A 17,514-nucleotide genomic window follows, 5' to 3' on the forward strand; every position below is an offset into this window, starting at 1 on the left:
GTTGAACCCGCGACGAACCTCTTTGTTCATGATACGTTCTAATATAAAGCTAACGCGTCCGAGAGAGTCAATCGGGATTGACCCGGTCCGGATTCAACGAGTGGAATCAAAGGGATTCAAAAGCATGGAGCTGCTGCGTAAACTCGAGATCCTGGCCGATGCCGCCAAGTACGACGCGTCCTGCGCCTCCAGCGGTACGGAGATGCGGGATTCCCGTGACGGCAAGGGGCTCGGCTCGACCGCGCCGGGCATGGGCATCTGCCACTCCTATGCGCCGGACGGACGCTGCATCTCGCTGCTCAAGATTTTGCTGACCAATGCCTGCAACTTCGACTGCCTGTATTGCGTCAACCGCGCCTCCTCCAATGTGCCGCGCGCGCGCTTCACGGTCGACGAGGTAGTGAAGCTCACGATCGACTTCTATCGCCGCAACTACATCGAGGGGCTGTTCCTGTCGTCGGGCATCATCCGCAGTCCCGACTACACGATGGAGCAGGTCGTCTCAGTCGCGCGCAAATTGCGCGAGGAGCATCGCTTCCGCGGCTACATCCATCTCAAGACGATTCCGGAGGCCGACGAGGCGCTGATCGCGGAGGCCGGCAGATATGCCGACCGGCTCAGCATCAACATCGAGACGCCGCTCGAGGACAGCCTGACCAGGCTCGCGCCGGAGAAGGACCAGCGCGCGATCCGCCGCACCATGGGCCGCCTGCGGCTCAAGCTCGACGAGACGGCGGAAGCCAAGAAGACGGTGCGCCGCGCGAGGCCGCCGCGCTTTGCGCCGGCCGGCCAGAGCACGCAGATGATCGTTGGCGCCGATGCCGCCAACGACCGGACCATCCTGTCGACCTCGGCCAATCTCTACGGCGCCTACAAGCTCAAGCGCGTGTATTACTCGGCCTTCAGCCCGATCCCCGATGCCAGCCGCGCGCTGCCACTGCAGGCCCCGCCCCTCGTGCGCGAGCACCGGCTGTACCAGGCCGACTGGCTGATGCGGTTCTACGGCTTCGACGCGGAGGAGATCGTCGAGGAAAGCGAAGGCATGCTGCCGCTCGACATCGACCCCAAGCTCGCCTGGGCGCTGCGCCACCGCGACCGCTTCCCGCTCGACATCAACACCGCCAGCCGCGAGGAGCTGCTGCGCGTGCCCGGCTTCGGCACCCGCACCGTGCAGCGCATCCTCGCCACGCGCCGCACGACGACGATCCGCTTCGCGGATCTCGCCCAGCTCAACGTTGTCAGGAACAAGGCGCTGCCGTTCATCGTTCTCTCGGACCACCGGCCGTCGCCGTCCTTGCTGGACGGCGCCAGCCTCAGGGCCCGGCTGCGGCCGAAACCGCAGCAGCTGGGATTTGGATTTTAGCCAAGTCGTCATTGCGAGGGGCGAAGCCCCGAAGCAATCCAGGGGCGACACGACGACTCTGGATTGCTTCGTCGCTCCGCTCCTCGCAATGACGTAAGGAGACAGATGCACGTCGTAACACTCGACAGCGACACCGATTTCGATGGCTGGCGCAAGGCGGCGCGGGCGCTGGCGATGAACGACGTCAGGGCGGCCGATGTGAGCTGGCGGGTGAAGGGCGCGGCGGCTGATCTGTTCGACGATCAGTCGGAGACACGGCTCCCCGATGTCCCGAAGGGCGCGTTCTCGGTGCCGGCGAGCTTCATGGAGCTGGCCGAGAGCGCGATCCTGCACAGCGATCCCAACCGCTTCGCCCTGCTCTACCGGCTGCTGTGGCGTCTGCGCACCAACCACGACCTGATGGACATCGCGACCGATCCCGATGTCGCCCAGGCCAATGCGCTCGCCCGCGCGGTCCGCCGCGACGTCCACAAGATGCACGCCTTCGTCCGCTTCCGCGAGGTCGGCCGCGAGCGCGAGGCGCGCTATGTCGCCTGGTTCGAGCCCGAGCACCACATCGTCGAACGCGCCGCTCCGTTCTTCGCCCGCCGCTTCGCCGACATGCCCTGGTCGATCCTGACGCCGGAGATCTGCGCGCATTGGGACGGCAGCCGGGTGTCGTTCACACCGGGGGTGAGCAAGGCTGAAGCGCCGACCGAAGACCGGCTCGAAGAGGTGTGGCTTCGCTATTACGCCAGCATTTTCAATCCGGCACGGCTGAAAGTGAAGGCGATGGAAAAGGAGATGCCGAAGAAATACTGGCAGAATCTGCCTGAGGCCAAGCTGATCCAGCCGCTGATCGCCGAAGCCAGCCGGCGCACCTCCGTGATGATCGCAGAGCCCGGCACCGAACCGCACAAGCCGCAGAAACGCGTCGAGGAGACCGCGATGACCCGCAAGCCGAAAGCGCCCGCGCCTGCTGCTCAGACCTCACGTGATGTCGAGGCGACCGATCTTCAGACCTTGCGTGAAGAGGCTGCCGCCTGCCGCGCCTGCCCGCTGTGGAAGGACGCCACGCAGACCGTGTTCGGCGAAGGCCCTGAGCATGCGCCACTGATGCTGGTCGGCGAACAGCCCGGCGACAAGGAGGACCTCGCCGGCCATCCCTTCGTCGGCCCGGCCGGCCAGATGCTCGACCGCGCCCTGGAAGAGGCCGGCATCGACCGCTCCAAGGTTTACGTCACCAATGCCGTCAAGCACTTCAAGTTCGTGCCGCGCGGCAAGATCCGGCTGCACCAGAAGCCGGCCACGCCGGAGATCAAGGCCTGCCGTCCCTGGTACGAGCGCGAGCTCGCCGCCGTCCGCCCGGCCCTGGTGGTCGCGATGGGCGCGACCGCCGCGCAGGCGGTGTTCGGCAAGATCACCCAGGTCACCAAGAACCGGGGCCATATCGTCGACCTGGCTGAGGGCCCCCAGGCGATGATCACGGTGCACCCGTCCTATTTGCTCCGGCTGCCCGATGCGGACGCCAAGGCGCGGGAGTACGAGCTGTTCGTCAAGGATTTGAAGATCGCCGCGGCTGCGCTCAAGCGCGCGCAGGCGGCGTAACGGCGGCCCCAGCCTCCCCCTGCCCGCCGTTCGGTCCATTTTCCTCCATCGTCTCGCCTCGACAATGCAACCATGGGCTGATCGAGATCGCCGCGCGCCCGGGCGACATTCTCGTCCTGCTTGATCTCGGGAACCGCGTTCGGCATTCACAGGTGTGTGGGGATGGCGCGACCATGGTCGCGCATGAGGTTGGGGTCGAGACTGGGCGATGACGAACGATCAAGCGGCGGACAGCCGGACAGCGACGCCAACCCCTGACTTCAAGCCCGGCGACCATCGTACGACCGAATTCATCGAGCGGCGCAGCGTGCTGCCGCGGATCTTTCTCGGGCTGATCACGGCCGCAGCGATCGGCGGCGGCAGCCTGTATCTGCTGCGGCCGGACTTCGCTGCGCCTGTCGACCAGGTCATCCAGACCTTCCGCACCTCCGCGGTCGCCGAGCCCGACCGGCCGGCGGCGGCGCCGGACGTCAAACTGGAAAGCAGATTCACCGGCCTCTATCAGCGCTATGGCCTGGCGCCGCTTCCTCCGGGCATCGAGAGCGGCGCCAAGCTCAATGGCCTGCTCGCGATGCTGCAGAAGGAGCCGTGCGACAAGCAGACCGTCTTCCAGGCCTCCGTCGCCCTCGAGGAACGCCGCGAGACCCGGGCGGCCGCCGACCTCTTGAACGGCTTTTCCGACAGTTGCCCGGAAAGCACCGCCGAGCGCGGGCGCGCCGGCGAGCTGTATTATCTGCTCGGCGACTACGAGAAGGCGATCAGGCTGAGCTCCGACGTCATCGGGCGCCGCCCCGAGGTGCAGAAGCCCTATGTGATCCGCGCCCGGTCCGAGCAGGCGCTGAAGCGCTATGCAGCGTCGATCGACGACTATACGACGCTCATCAGCCTGATGCCGGACGCGAAGCTGATCGTGTCGGACGTCTTCACCAGCATGTCCGACAGCTACGAGAAGCTCGACCGTCCCTGCGAGGCGATCGGCCCGATCCAGACCTATATCGCCTTGGACAGCGAAAAACGTTCGACCCAGCCGCTGCTCCGCCGCATCGCCGCGCTGGCCGTCAAGGGCAATTGCAGCCAGGCCTATGCGACCGGCACCGCGCGCATCCCCCGCCGCTCCAACGGCGTCTCCACCGCCAAGGTGCAGATCAACGGTGTCACCGGCACCTTCATCATCGACACCGGCGCGAGCTTCGTCATGCTCACCCGCGGCTTCGCCGACAAGGCCAAGCCGCAGATGTTCAAGACCGATCCGGTCGAAATCCAGACCGCCAACGGCACCACCTCGGCCAATCTGGCGACAGTCGACAGCGTCAAGCTGGCCGGCGTCTCGGCTTCCAGCGTCCCCACCATCATCGCCAGCAAGAGCATCGGCGATGGCGTCGACGGCCTGCTCGGCATGTCGTTCCTGAGCCGCTTCACGGTCGTCATCTCGGAGCGCGAGATCCAGCTCAAGGCGAAGACGCTGAACGAGTAGCGCCGCTCAACGACGAGCGACGCTTAACGCGTAGCAGCAGCTCACGCCGCCAGCGTGTTCTCGACCACCTTGATGAAGAACGAGGTGCCGTAGACGATCGCCTCGTCGTTGAAGTTGTAGGCGGGGTGATGCAGGCCGGCGCTGTCGCCGTTGCCGACGAAGATGAAGGCGCCGGGGCGGGCTTCGAGCATGTAGGCAAAATCCTCGCCGCCCATCATCGGCGGCATCTCGTGCACATTGGCATCGCCCGCGACTTCCTTGGCGGCGCGGATCGCGATCTCGGTCTGCTCGGCGTGATTGACCACCACCGGATAGCCGCGGGTATAGGCCAGGTCGATCTTGGCGCCCGTCATCTGGGCGACGCCGGCGACGACCTCGCGCACGCGCTTCTCCATCAGTTCGCGCACCTTCGGCGTCAGCGTGCGCACGGTGCCGCGCAGCACCGCGCTGTGCGGAATCACGTTGCGGGCATTGCCGGCGTGGAACTCGCAGATCGACAGCACCGCCGCTTCCAGCGGATCGACGTTGCGGGCGACGACCTGCTGCAATGCGGTGACGAGCTGCGCGCCGACCATCAGCGAGTCGATGCAGTTGTGCGGCTTGGCCGCGTGGCCGCCATGGCCCTCGATGGTGATGTCGACCGAATCGGTGGAGGCCATCAGCGGCCCCTGGCGGATGGCGAAGGCGCCAACCGGCAGGCCGGGGCCGTTGTGCATGCCGTAGACCTGGTCGATCTTGAAGCGCTCGATCAGGCCATCCTTGATCATCGCATCGGCGCCGCCGCCGCCCTCCTCGGCCGGCTGGAAGATCACGGCGACCTCACCGGCGAAGTTGCGGGTCTCGGCGAGATAACGCGCGGCGCCGAGCAGCATCGCGGTGTGGCCGTCATGGCCGCAGGCGTGCATCATGCCCGGGACCTTGGAGGCATAAGGCAGCCCGGTGATCTCTTCGATCGGCAGCGCATCCATGTCGGCGCGCAGGCCGAGCACCTTCACGTCGCCATTGCCGGGCTTGCGGCCCTTGATGACGCCGACCACGCCGGTCTTGCCGAGCCCGGTCACCACCTCGTCGCAGCCGAACTCGCGCAGCCGGTCGGCCACAAAGGCCGCGGTCCGGTGCACCTCATAGAGCAGCTCGGGATGCGAATGGATATCCCGCCGCCAGGCCTGGATATCGGGCTGCAGATCGGCGACGCGGTTGACGATGGGCATGGGAAATCTCGTAACTCCAGAAGGGATTTGAGCCGTTCTAGCATGCAAAAGTCGCACCGCCCAAGATCTAGCCAGGATCTGGGCTGCGCCTGTCTCATGGCTCGGTCAACCAGCCATGAACGTGGCGCTTGTCCGCCGCCGTGCCGGCTGACTAAAAGCTGGCCTAAAGATTGGGAAGGGAATGCCGATGGGACGCCAGCTCGCGGGGGATTACGACTACATCGTGGTGGGCGCCGGCACCGCCGGCTGCATCCTCGCCAACCGGTTGTCGGCCGATCCCAGGACGCGGGTGCTGATTCTCGAGGCCGGCGGCAACGACAACTGGATCTGGTTCCATATTCCGGTCGGCTACCTCTTTGCGATCGGCAATCCCCGCTCCGACTGGATGTTTCGCACCGAGGCCGAGCCGGGCCTGAACGGGCGGTCGCTTGCCTATCCCCGCGGCAAGGTGATCGGCGGCTGCTCGGCGATCAACGCCATGATCTCGATGCGCGGCCAGGCCGCCGATTACGACCATTGGCGCCAGCTCGGCCTGTCCGGCTGGTCCTATTCCGACGTGCTGCCGGTGTTCCGGCGGCTGGAGGACCATTTTCTGGGCGAGAGCGAGCACCACGGCGTGGGTGGCGGCTGGCGGATCGAGGCGCCGCGGCTGTCCTGGGCGGTGCTGGACGCGGTCGGCGACGCCGCCGAGCAGATGGGCATCCGCCGCATCCCGGACTTCAATACCGGCGACAATGAAGGCATCAGCTATTTCCACGTCAACCAGAAGCGCGGCCGGCGCTGGTCGTCCGCGCGTGGCTTCCTCAAGCCGGCGCTGAACCGGCAGAACCTCCGGCTCGAGACCAACGTCCTGGTCGAGCGGCTGATCGTCGAAAACGGCCGCGCGGTCGGAGTCCGATTCCAGCAGAACGGCGAGACCATCGAGGCGCGCACCAAGGGCGAGGTGATCCTGAGCGCCGGCTCGATCGGCTCGGTGCAGGTGCTGCAGCGCTCGGGCATCGGGCCGGCGGACTGGCTCGGCGAACTCGGCATCGATGTCGTCATCGACAAGCCCGGGGTCGGGCGCAACCTGCAGGACCATCTGCAGCAGCGCGCGATCTACAAGGTATCCGGCGTGAAGACGCTGAACGAGACCTACTACTCGCTGGTCAGGCGCGGCCTGATGGGGGTCGACTACGCACTCCGCCGCCGCGGCCCGCTGACCATGGCGCCGTCTCAGCTCGGCATCTTCACGCGCTCCGACCCCCGGCGCGATCGCGCCAACATCCAGTTCCACGTGCAGCCATTGTCGCTCGACAAATTCGGCGATCCCCTGCACCGCTTCCCTGCGATCACCGTCAGCGCCTGCAACCTGCGGCCGACCTCGCGCGGCACGGTGCGCATCAGATCAGCGAAGATCGATGAGGCCCCCTCGATCGCCCCGAACTACCTGGCGACCGAGGACGACCGCCAGGTGGCCGCCGACGCCATCCGCGTCACGCGGCGGCTGATGAAGCAGAGCGCGCTCGCGGCGTACAAGCCCGAGGAATATCTCCCCGGCCCCGCTGTCGGCGACGACGACGCCGCGCTCGCCAAGGCCGCGGGCGACATTGGCACCACGATCTTTCATCCCGTCGGTACCGCAAAGATGGGCACCGCTGACGATCCGATGGCGGTGGTCGACGAACGGCTGCGCTTCCGCGGCCTCGACGGCCTGCGCATCGCCGACGCCTCGATCATGCCGACGATTACGTCAGGCAACACCAACACGCCGACGGCGATGATCGCGGAGAAGTCAGCGTCGATGATTTTGGAGGATGGGCGCTGACGATCTCCATGCCGCCCGCCTGTCACGGGCGGCATGACGCGAGATCGAACTGCTGACGATGGGCTGTACGCTTACGCCGCGCGAACCGACGGGAGGTTTAACGGCCTAAGCTGACACTTCTCTGACAGCGCGCGACCATCGGACGCGATGCGGGACAGCGGGAATAACCCTCAGCCCGTCATCTGCCTGTCGTCACTTTATGCCGCGAAAACAAGGGTGGGCAAAGCGACGCCGAAAGGCGGCGCGTGCCGACCGTCTTGCGGCAGACACCAGAGCAAGATGGTGGGCACGGCGGCGAGACGTCGGCACATCCAAGAGTCCTGTCCATGGCCCCTGGATCGCGTCGCTACGCTCGCGATGACGGAGTTCGAAGTGTCGCTCGGTGTCCCCCACAATCGTCATTGCGAGCGAAGCGAAGCAATCCAGGGGCTCCAACCCAGCTCTGTCTTTTCAGATGATCCTGGCCACCAACGGCACTCGCCGCAACAACGCCGCCGCGCCCCAGCTCACGATCAGCGTCCCCACCAGCACGATGGCGAACTTCACCGCGGCGGGCCACGCGGGATCGAACACCAGATATTGCAACCAGAGCAGCGGCAGGAAGTGCAGGAGATAGATGCCGTAGGCCGAGGGCTGCATGCGGTCCATCAGCCCCAATGGCGCCCTGACCCAGCGCAGGAAGAAGCTCGGCACGCCGAATGCCATCGACGCGCAGAAGCTGGCCACGGCGCTGCCGTAGGCGGCCCGCCACCACAGCGGCGGCGAGTCGAAATCGGCGATCCAATTGTGGTGGGCGTAGGCGAGAAACAGGATCAGGCCGTAGCAGCCGTATGAGAGACCGAACCAGACGGCCCAGCGCTGCACCAGCGCGCCGTCCTGCGCCAAGGGGCCGGTCCGCAGGCCCGCTGCGCCGATGGCGATGCCGGCGATGAAGAAGGCCGGATAGAGCAGCGATCGGCTCGCCTGCAGCGGCAACGGGAAATGGCCGGGCATGAACCACAGCCCGTCGCCGAAGCCGAGATGCGGCGGCAGATAGGCCGCGTTGGCGATGGCCAGGAAGATCAGGAAACCCGTGAGTGGAGAGCGCAGCAGCGTGCCAGCCCACCGACCGAATACTGGGATAGCCCGAGGCACAACAGTCCACGCAAGGGCAGCGAACAGGTCGAAGATCAGCAAGACGCCGAGAAACCAGGCCGAGCCCGACGGCCACGGGCCCGTGGATATCATTCGTTCCCACACCGTCGTGAACTGATCCTCCGCCACGTAGTAGCGGTAGTAGGCGATCGGCATGATCACGAAGATCGACACGATGTAGGGCACGCCGAGCCGCAGCGTGCGGCGGCCAAGATAGTCTCCGGCGCCCCTCCTCTCCAGGCTCGCCGGTACGAACAGGCCGGAGAGGAAGAACATGCACGACATGAAGTAGCTGTCGTTGAACAGCGCGACCAGATCGAAGCCGAGCCAGTGCATGCGGTCGCCGCCCTGGCCGAAATAAGTGTAGTTGATGGCGGAGTGATACAGCACGACCGACAGCGTGATGAAGGTTCGGGCGCGGTCGAGCGGGATGATGCGGCCGCTGGCCATGTCGGCCTGTTGGACATTCGGGGTCAGGCGGTCATGCATCGGCTTTGCATCCAACATCAGCAGCTACGCTGCCGCTGGCCGTTGTATAGTCCATGCGCTGCCCGGCCGATATCATGCTTGAGTATGCGAACCGCGTACCATCAAAGGCATGATCACGAACGCGTCATCTCGCAAAGACCTGCATTCGCCGGGAATAAATCGTCGCCTGCTCCGCTCTCCTCGCTTGTCAGCCCCGTGCGGGCGATGGGAGAGCACCATGAGCTTCGACAATCACGATGACCGAGGCGCCAGCCGCCGCAAGGTCCTGGAATGCATGACCTGGGCCGGGACCGGCGTGCTGTGGACGATTGCAGGCGGCGTGCCGCGGTCGCTGGGCCTGCTCGATGCCGCGCAAGCGGCCGAACAGCGGACGCAGGGCCTCACCTTCCTGCAGATCAGCGACAGCCATGTCGGCTTCGACAAGCCGGCCAATCCCAACGCGATCAGGACGCTGGAGGAAGCCGTCAACCGGATCAAGGCCATGCCGAACAAGCCAGCCTTCATGATCCATACCGGCGACATCTCGCATTTGTCGAAGGCGGCGGAGTTCGACGATGCCGACCGCATCATCTCGCAGACCCGGCTCGACGTGCACTACGTCCCCGGCGAGCATGATTTCCTCGACGAGGACGTCAAGCTCTACAAGGAACGCTACGGCAAGGGCACCCGCGGCGCCGGCTGGTATTCGTTCGACGCTGGTGGCGTGCACTTCATCGGGCTCGTCAACGTCGTCGATCTCAAGGCCGGCGGGCTCGGCAATCTCGGCGCCGAGCAGCTCGCCTGGCTGGAGCAGGATCTCAAGGGTCGCTCCAAGTCGGCGCCGGTCGTGGTGTTCGCGCATATCCCGTTGTGGACGGTGTATCCGCAATGGGGCTGGGGCACGGAGGACGGCGGCCGGGCGCTCGACATGCTCAAGGGCTTCGGCTCGGTGACGGTGCTGAACGGCCACATCCACCAGGTGATGCAGAAGGTCGAGGGCAACGTCACCTTCCACACCGCGCGCTCGACCGCCTTCCCGCAGCCGGCGCCGGGCACCGCGCCCTCGCCCGGGCCGATGAAGGTCGAGGACGCCAGGCTGCGCAGCCTGCTCGGCATCGCCAGCATCGACTTCAAGGTCGGTGACGAGCGGCTTGCGATCATCGACACGCCGCTGGCAGGCTGAGGGCGACGACATGACCGTATCAGCATCGCTGGGGCGAAGCATTCGCCTCGCTCTCACCGCCACCGTGCTCGGCCTCGCGCCGCTGCACGCCGAAACCATCAAGGTCACGATCGACAACTTCACCTTCACGCCGGCAGAGGTGAAGGTGAAGGTCGGCGACACCGTGACCTGGACCAATCATGACGATATCCCGCACACGGTGGTGTCGGCCGGCAAATACCGGTCGAAGACGCTCGATACCGACGACAGCTTCTCGTTCACCTTCGCGTCGAGTGGCGACTACAAGTACTTCTGCTCGCTGCATCCGCACATGACGGGGATGGTCAAGGTTGAGTAGCGTCACGAACCAGGGCATGAGAACAGTGTCACGACCGGGCCGGCAGCAAGCCGACGCTCCGGCCGTGATGCCGCGCCCCGAACCGGAAAGGATGCCGGTGCCCCCATCGCCTGACGATCCCGAGCGGGCCCGGCGCTTCCGCGAGGCGGCGCTGCCCTATCTCGACGACGTCTACACGCTGGCGCGCTATCTCTTGCGCAATCCAGCGGACGCCGAGGACGCCGTGCAGGAATGTTACCTGCGGGCGTTGAAGCATTTCGATGGATATCGCGGTCCGGCGATGAAGCCGTGGCTGTTCGCGATCCTGCGCAATGTCTGCCACGCCGAGTTTGCCAGGCGCTCCGTCGCGCCGGTCAAGACGCTCGACGGCGCGCCCGAGGCGGCCGAGCAGGCGCCGATCTGGCAGGAGAGCGCCGAGACGCCGGAGGGCGCGCTGCTGCGCGAGCGCGACGCATCTGCAATTCAGCAGATGATCGCCACGCTGGCCGAGCCGTTTCGCGAGACCTTCGTGCTGCGCGAGATCAACAATCTGTCCTATCGCGAGATCGCCGAGACCGCCGGCGTGCCGGTCGGCACCGTGATGTCCCGCCTCGCCCGCGCCCGCGCGTTGCTGCGCGCCGCCTGGCTCGCGCAGGAGGAAACCAAGCCATGACCTGCGATGAAGCCGAAATCCTGATCCACGCACTGGCCGACAACGAGCTCGATGCCGGCCACGCGCGCGAGGTCGAAACCCATCTGGCGAGCTGTCCGCGTTGCACCGCCGAACTCGCTGCGATCAGGCAGATGAAGCAGGCGCTCGCCAGCACCGAGCTGAGCTTCAAGGCACCGGCCGCCCTGCGAGAGCGAATCGAAGCTGCGCTGCCACCGGTACAGCCGCCGATCGTGACGCCTCTCGTCGCCGCGCCAAGCCGTCGCTCTTTGCTGAAGGGCTTCGCCATGGGGTCGGCCGTGTCGGCGCTTGCCGCGACCGGCCTCGTCGCGATCGTGCTGCGCAACGACGACCAGCAGCGCATCGAGGCCGAGATCGTCTCGGCGCATCTGCGCTCGCTGCAGGCCGGACACCTGACCGATGTGATCTCGACCGACCAGCACACGGTGAAGCCGTGGTTCAACGGCAAGCTCGACGTCGCCCCGCCGGTGATCGACCTGACGGCGGAAGGCTTCACGCTGGTCGGCGGCCGTCTCGACTACGTCGATGCACGCGCGATCGGCGCGGTCGTCTATCGCCGCCGCCAGCACGTGATCAATCTGTTCGTCGCGCAGACGTCCTCGACCGAGAGTCGCGCGGCAAAGCTGGATACGCTGCAAGGCTTCAACATCCGCAGCTGGCGCGACCGCGGCCTGAGCTACTGGGCGGTGAGCGACATCAATGTCGAGGAGCTCAACGAGTTCGGCGAACGCTTCGAGCGTGCGATGGGTGGGAGAAGCTGACTCTCTCGCTTCGTCATTGCGAGCGCAGCGAAGCAATCCAGAGTCATTGCGCAGCCCTGGATTGCTTCGCTGCGCTCGCAATGACGGAGATTTTATCTGAAACCGTAGGGTGGGCAAAGCGAAGGGTGCCCGCCGCGAACGAACGAGAAATCAGATGGTGGGCACGGGGCTCCCCGCCTTTGCCTCTCCTTCGCAGCCGCATCACCGCTGTCATGCCCGCGCAGGCGGGCATCCAGTACGCCGCGGCCCTTCGAGCTGATCACAACCGCCTCGGCGTACTGGATCGCCCGGTCATCAAGCCGGGCGATGACAGTTCGGCGTGTCGCTACGAGACGTTGTCCGGTCGCTACTATGCGGCTCGTCGGCTCTAAGCCGATTTGCGGATCGCGTTGTCGACCAGGGTCTTGCCGAGCGACCAGATCGCGCCGGGGACCTTGTGGCTCTGGGCGATCACGTCGTCGAAGGCGCGCTCGATCCAGGCGCAGTCGTCTTCGGTGATGGTCAGCGGCGGCAGCAGCTTGATGGTGTGCAGGCCGTGACCGGCGACCTGGGTCAGGATCTTGTGATCCTTGAACAGCGGCACCGTGATGAGCTGACAGAACAGGCCCTTGTTGGCGCTCTCCAGCATGGTCCAGGACGCCTTCAACCGAAGCGATTTCGGCGGACCGAACTCGACGCCGATCATCAGGCCCTTGCCGCGCACTTCCTTGAGCAGCTCGTATCCCGGCACCATCCGCGTGAGAGCCAGTCGCAACTCGGCGCCGCGCTTGGCGGCCGCTTCGATCAGCTTCTCCGCCTTGAGGACCTCGAGCGTCGCGATGCCCGCGGCCATCGCGAGGTCGTTCTTGGCAAAGGTCGAGCCGTGCACCACGGCGCGGTCCATGCGGTTGAAGATCTTGTCGAAGATGGCCTTGCGCGTGAGCAGCGCGCCGACCGGCACATGACCGCCCGACAGCGCCTTCGAGAGCAGCACCATGTCGGGCTCGACGTTCCAGTGTTCCACGGCGAGGAACCGCCCGGTGCGGCCCATGCCGGTCTGGATTTCGTCGGCGATGAAGATGGTCCCGTATTTCTTGCAGAGTGCAGCGGCGCCAGGGAGGAACTCGTCGGAGGGCATGTTCACGCCCTTGCCCTGGATCGGCTCGACGATGAAGGCCGCAATTTCTCGTGAAGACAGTGCTTGTTCGAGCGCAGCGAGATCGTTGAAAGGCACGGCCGTGCAGCCCGGCAGCAGCGGCTCGAAACCGGTCCGGAAATTCGAATCCTCGGTCAGCGACAGCGCGCCGTAGGTCAAGCCGTGATAGGAGTGCCCGCAATAGACGATGCCCGGCCGCCCCGTCGCGCCACGCGCGAATTTGATCGCGGCCTCGACGGTTTCGGCACCGGAATTGGCGAAGAACACCTTGTCCAGATAAGGGACATATTCCAAGAGCCGCTCGGCCAAAACGCCCGCCAATGTGGAGACGTCGAGCTGAACCAGGTTCGGCAGATCGCTGTCGAGGACACTCTTCAGCGCATCGCGCAGCGTCGGATGGTTGCGGCCGATTGCAAAGACGCCAAAACCGCTGAGCAGATCAAGATACTTCGCATCATCACGATCGTAGAGATATTGCCCTTGTCCCTTTTGGAACCCGACATCATATCCAATCGTCTTGAGAACGCGGACCAATTGCTCGTTCAGATGCCGAGAGTGCATCGTGCTGCGCTGCGCTTGGCGCTCCACAAACATCTCGGAAACGTCTAGATTGGGTTTTAGCATCGGCTACATACTTCGGTTGATGGACGTGACGTCAACTGAAAACGCGCAATGCGGCGTTTTGCCCTCATTCGCACCATCAAAGCAAGCACGGGTTTCTGCCAATGTTGCATCGCCTTAGATATCTCATGTCGACGAGGATAGCATACTCTGCAGTGTTGCTCGCAGCAGGAATTTCTTCTGCAAGCGCTGCCGATCCGACCGGTGACTGGAAGGTCGCCGATGGGGTCGCGAACATCCGAGTCGCACAATGTAATGGCAGCATGTGGGGCGTGGTGGCCTGGGAGAAGACCCCGGGCGGCCGTGACGTGAACAACCCCGACCCGGCCCGGCAAAGCCGGCCGACATTGGGCATGCCGATCCTGATCGACATGAAGAAGAAGCCCGGCGCGGAGGCCTGGGAAGGCCAAGTCTACAACGCCAAGGACGGCAAGCTGTACGCCTCGACGATCACGCCGACGGATCCGGATCACCTGGAGATCCAGGGCTGCGTGCTCGGGTTCCTGTGCGGCGGCGAGACCTGGACGCGCGTCGGGCCGCCGATCCCGTCGAGCCCCGTAAACAGCATGGCGAAAGGTACACAGAAACCAATCACCCCTGCGCCGGCGCCCAAGACGACGACCGGGACCGCCAACGCTGCCACCGCATCGGCCAAGCCGGGCGCGAAGCCCGCCGACCAGGTGGGCGACATCTGCCTGCTTCCGGAGGTGGCGCGACCGCGCTGACGAATCTCAACCCTGAAATAAAAAAAAGCGGCCGAGCGATCGGCCGCTTTTTCGTTGTCCATATCTTGGTTCGAACCTTGGACCTATTCATGGACCTCGCGGGGCTTGCCCATCAGGGCCGGCTGGAACAGCAGCACCGCGGCGAGAGTCGTCACCAGCGACAGTGCCAGCAGCTTGCCCATGCTGGACGTGCCCGGGTGGCTCGACAGCCACAGGCTGCCGAACGCGGTCGCCGTGGTCAGCGCGCTGAAGAAGATCGCCCGGGTAAGGCTGGTCTGCAGCAAGTTGGTGCGGCCGCCGCGCCACGCCACCACGTAGTAGATCTTGAACGCCACACCGATGCCGAGCAGCAATGGCAGCGCGACGATGTTGGCGAAGTTCAGCGGCAGCTTGATCAGCACGCAGATTTCGAGCGTGACAGCGCCGGCAACCAGGAGAGGCACCAGCGTCATCAACACGTCGGAGAACCGGCGCAGCGTCACCCACAGCAGTAGGCTGATGACCACCAGCGAGTAGATGCCGGCGTGGATGAACGCCTTCACGATCGTGTCACCCGACTTCAGGATCGACACCGGACCGCCGATCGCGTTCGGCTCGGCCGTGAGCACGGCATTGGCGAACCGCCGGAGATTGTCGTTGTCGTTGGGATCGCCCTTCGGCTGCGCCTCGACCCGAATCAGGCCATCCTTGCTCTTCCACTGCGAGACCAGCTCCGGCGGCAGGTTGGCGAGCGTGACCGGCTGCGCCTGCAGCGCGGCTCCGAGCTGCTCCAGCGTGATCTTCCAGGGATCCACGAACACGGCCTGCGCCTTGTTGCGAACCGCTTCGCTGGCCCCGGCGAGCTTGGCCAGCGCATCGGCGAGACGGCGCGAGGCGACGGCGCCCGGCCCCTTGCCGTCGCCGGCGGTGCGCCGGAGGTTGTCGACCGTCGAGTTGAGCGCGTCGACGTTCTCCTTGTCGGTCGGCGCGGCGTCGATCTGGTCCGGATTGAGGGCGGGTCCCAGCACCTTCGCGCCCTGCGCGATGAATTTCAGCTTGGCCGGCTGGTCCTCCGGCACGAAGCTGTCGAGTGACATCACGCGCGCGACTTCCGGCAGCTTCTCGAGCTTGGCCTCGATCGCCTTGGCCTCCGTCTCCGAACGGGTCAGCACGTCGATGGCGTTGGCCCCGGTATTCGGGTCCTTGCGCAGATCGAGATAGGTCGCGATCGACTCCGCGTGCGGATTGCGCAGGTTCATCGGGTTGAAGTCGAACTTCATGTAGTAGAGCAGCGGCAGGCCGGCGATGACGAGGCCCAGCGTACCGATGATGATCGGCTTGCGATGCGTCTCCAGGAAGTGATCGACCGGCGCCAGGAAGGCGTAGCCGACGGGCTCCTTTTCGCCCGGCGGGTTGAGGATCTTGAGCAGCGCCGGCAGCACCGTGATCGAGGACAGGAACGCGATCATCATGCCGGCGCCGGCGATGGCGCCGAGCTCGGAGATGCCCTTGTAGTCGGTCGGCAGGAAGCACAGGAAACCGGCAGCCGTTGCCATCGCCGCGAGCGACAGCGGCACCGCCGAGCGGTGCGCGGCCTCGGCAAGGGCCTCCGCCAGGTTATCGTTCTTGAAGCGCTCGGAGCGGTAACGCACGCTGAACTGAATGCCGAAGTCGACGCCGAGGCCGATGAACAGCACGGCGAAGGCGACCGACAGCAGGTTGAGCGATCCGACCATCATCAGGCCAACCGCCGTGGTGATGGCAAGGCCGATAAAGAGATTGATGAACACGGCCGAGATGATCTTGGCCGAATGCAGCGCCAGCCACAGGATAACCAGCACCACGACGACGGTGCCGATGCCGTTGACGACGGCCCCCTCCTGCACGGTGGCGTATTCCTCGTTCGCGATCGGCACCGGTCCGGTCAGCCGGACCCGGGCGTGGAAGCGGTTCGGGAAATCGAGCTCGGCGGCCGCCTGGCGGATCGCATCGGTCGCCGCCTTGCCGGGCTCCAGCGCCTGATAGTCGAGGATCGGCTTGAATTGGATGAAGGCGCGCTTGTCGCTGTCGGTGAGCGGCTTGTCCGAGATGAGCTGCCGCCAGGAGAAGGTCGCATCGCCCTTGTCGAGCACCGTCTCGACGGTCTGCGAGATGTAGTCGAACGGGCGCGCGGTGTTGTCGAGCTGGACCTGGCCGCGCTTGACGCCGGCAAGGCCGGTCTCCAGCGCGCCGGTCAGGCCGCGGATCGAAGGATCGCCCGCCATGATCTCCACCAGCGGCGCAGCCGCGGCGAACTGCCCGGTGAGCTGCTGGACCTCTTCGGTCGGCAGAAACAACAGGCCGTTCTTGGCAAAGAACTCGCCGCCGCCCAGCAACTCCACCGAGGAGAAGTTCTGGGTATCACTCTTGAGCTTCTTCGCCAGCGCGTCGGCCGCCACGCCCGTGAGCTCCGGCGTCGCTGCCTCGACCACGCCCAGGATCATGCGGTCGCGATCGAACGCCTGCTCATATTGCTGGTCGCGCTTGCGCCAGTCGAGATCGGGAGAAATCAGCTTGTTGATGTCGGTATTGATGGAAAAATGGCGAGCAGTGTAGACGCCCGCGCCCACCGACAAGAGGAGGCCCGCAATCAACGTCGGCCACGCAAACCGGGTGCAGGCCTTGACGATGGACACGACAATCTTGGTCAGCACTTCGTGACTTTCTAATGTTTAAAGCGCTGGGCGGAAACGTCCGCTGCATGGCGGAGTTCCCAGATCGGAGCCAGCCTCGGAGCATGTCCGGAAGCGAGCCCCGACCCGGCTTGGCCCAACCTTGGAAGACGAGGATGGTCCCTGGACGGCGGATCAGGTCGACACGATGCACGGAACCGTCGGGGCGGCTGATATAGCGCCTGTTCTCGGCGGTAAAGTGACGAACGAGTGAGAGTATAAGTCACTCATTTGACTGAATTAATTTATCATTACTGAATTACCCCACTGCCCTGCGGCGCTGTGTGCCGGCGATCACATGCGAGCGACTTGCAGACCGGCTTTCCTATTTGCTCGATTTTTGACACA

13 protein-coding genes are annotated in these 17,514 nt (G+C 65.1%); 9 read left to right on the plus strand and 4 right to left on the minus strand.

Features of this window, described 5'->3' with window-relative positions:
- Positions 1-124 precede the first annotated feature (124 nt).
- The 3 genes from ACQR1Y_RS03720 to ACQR1Y_RS03730 all read left to right on the plus strand — a co-directional run bounded on the left by ACQR1Y_RS03720 (position 125) and on the right by ACQR1Y_RS03730 (position 4,424).
- A complete protein-coding gene (locus ACQR1Y_RS03720; protein WP_434875374.1) occupies positions 125-1,363 on the plus strand; it encodes a putative DNA modification/repair radical SAM protein in 1,239 nt (412 codons plus the stop codon).
- Between the two features lie 105 nt (positions 1,364-1,468).
- Positions 1,469-2,950 (plus strand): UdgX family uracil-DNA binding protein, encoded by a 1,482-nt coding sequence (locus ACQR1Y_RS03725; protein WP_434875373.1) that lies wholly within the window; start codon positions 1,469-1,471, stop codon positions 2,948-2,950.
- Between the two features lie 208 nt (positions 2,951-3,158).
- The gene (locus tag ACQR1Y_RS03730) at positions 3,159-4,424 is read left to right on the plus strand and encodes a TIGR02281 family clan AA aspartic protease (RefSeq protein WP_434875372.1); all 1,266 of its coding nucleotides are present in this window, start codon (positions 3,159-3,161) and stop codon (positions 4,422-4,424) included.
- Positions 4,425-4,465: 41 nt separating this feature from the next.
- Here ACQR1Y_RS03730 and ACQR1Y_RS03735 read toward each other — a convergent pair whose 3' ends face one another.
- Entirely contained in the window at positions 4,466-5,635 is a 1,170-nt protein-coding gene (locus tag ACQR1Y_RS03735) for a M20 aminoacylase family protein (protein WP_434858394.1), read from the minus strand.
- A gap of 187 nt (positions 5,636-5,822) precedes the next feature.
- Here ACQR1Y_RS03735 and ACQR1Y_RS03740 point away from each other — a divergent pair, with 187 nt between their 5' ends.
- Positions 5,823-7,442, plus strand: a complete 1,620-nt coding sequence (locus tag ACQR1Y_RS03740) for a GMC family oxidoreductase (protein ID WP_434875371.1) — start codon at positions 5,823-5,825, stop codon at positions 7,440-7,442.
- Positions 7,443-7,892: 450 nt separating this feature from the next.
- Here the strand turns inward: ACQR1Y_RS03740 and ACQR1Y_RS03745 are convergent, their stop codons facing one another.
- Positions 7,893-9,065 (minus strand): acyltransferase family protein, encoded by a 1,173-nt coding sequence (locus ACQR1Y_RS03745; protein ID WP_434875370.1) that lies wholly within the window; start codon positions 9,063-9,065, stop codon positions 7,893-7,895.
- A 217-nt stretch (positions 9,066-9,282) separates the two neighbouring features.
- Between ACQR1Y_RS03745 and ACQR1Y_RS03750 the strand changes: the two genes are divergently transcribed.
- From ACQR1Y_RS03750 to ACQR1Y_RS03765, 4 genes are all read left to right on the plus strand, one after another.
- Positions 9,283-10,227 carry a metallophosphoesterase family protein gene (locus tag ACQR1Y_RS03750; protein ID WP_434875369.1) on the plus strand — a complete coding sequence of 315 codons (945 nt, stop codon included), beginning with the start codon at positions 9,283-9,285 and terminating at the stop codon, positions 10,225-10,227.
- Positions 10,228-10,237: 10 nt separating this feature from the next.
- Positions 10,238-10,564: a cupredoxin domain-containing protein gene (locus ACQR1Y_RS03755; protein WP_434858390.1), complete on the plus strand. Its 327-nt coding sequence runs from the start codon at positions 10,238-10,240 to the stop codon at positions 10,562-10,564.
- 97 nt (positions 10,565-10,661) lie between these two features.
- Positions 10,662-11,216, plus strand: coding sequence for a sigma-70 family RNA polymerase sigma factor (locus ACQR1Y_RS03760; protein ID WP_434875368.1), 555 nt, complete (start codon positions 10,662-10,664; stop codon positions 11,214-11,216).
- Positions 11,213-11,995 (plus strand): anti-sigma factor, encoded by a 783-nt coding sequence (locus ACQR1Y_RS03765; RefSeq protein ID WP_434875367.1) that lies wholly within the window; start codon positions 11,213-11,215, stop codon positions 11,993-11,995. Before ACQR1Y_RS03760 ends, ACQR1Y_RS03765 begins: the two co-directional genes overlap by 4 nt.
- Before the next feature lie 367 nt (positions 11,996-12,362).
- On the opposite strand, the gene hpnO is transcribed toward ACQR1Y_RS03765, so the two are convergent.
- A complete protein-coding gene (gene hpnO / locus ACQR1Y_RS03770; RefSeq protein WP_434858387.1) occupies positions 12,363-13,754 on the minus strand; it encodes an aminobacteriohopanetriol synthase HpnO in 1,392 nt (463 codons plus the stop codon).
- 101 nt (positions 13,755-13,855) lie between these two features.
- Between hpnO and ACQR1Y_RS03775 the strand changes: the two genes are divergently transcribed.
- The gene (locus tag ACQR1Y_RS03775) at positions 13,856-14,476 is read left to right on the plus strand and encodes a DUF2147 domain-containing protein (RefSeq protein ID WP_434875366.1); all 621 of its coding nucleotides are present in this window, start codon (positions 13,856-13,858) and stop codon (positions 14,474-14,476) included.
- A gap of 83 nt (positions 14,477-14,559) precedes the next feature.
- Here ACQR1Y_RS03775 and ACQR1Y_RS03780 read toward each other — a convergent pair whose 3' ends face one another.
- Positions 14,560-17,148, minus strand: coding sequence for an MMPL family transporter (locus ACQR1Y_RS03780; RefSeq protein ID WP_434858385.1), 2,589 nt, complete (start codon positions 17,146-17,148; stop codon positions 14,560-14,562).
- Positions 17,149-17,514: the final 366 nt, after the last annotated feature.

This window comes from Bradyrhizobium sp. HKCCYLRH3099 (genome assembly GCF_051167855.1).
In the GTDB taxonomy this organism is placed as follows: Bacteria; Pseudomonadota; Alphaproteobacteria; order Rhizobiales; family Xanthobacteraceae; genus Bradyrhizobium.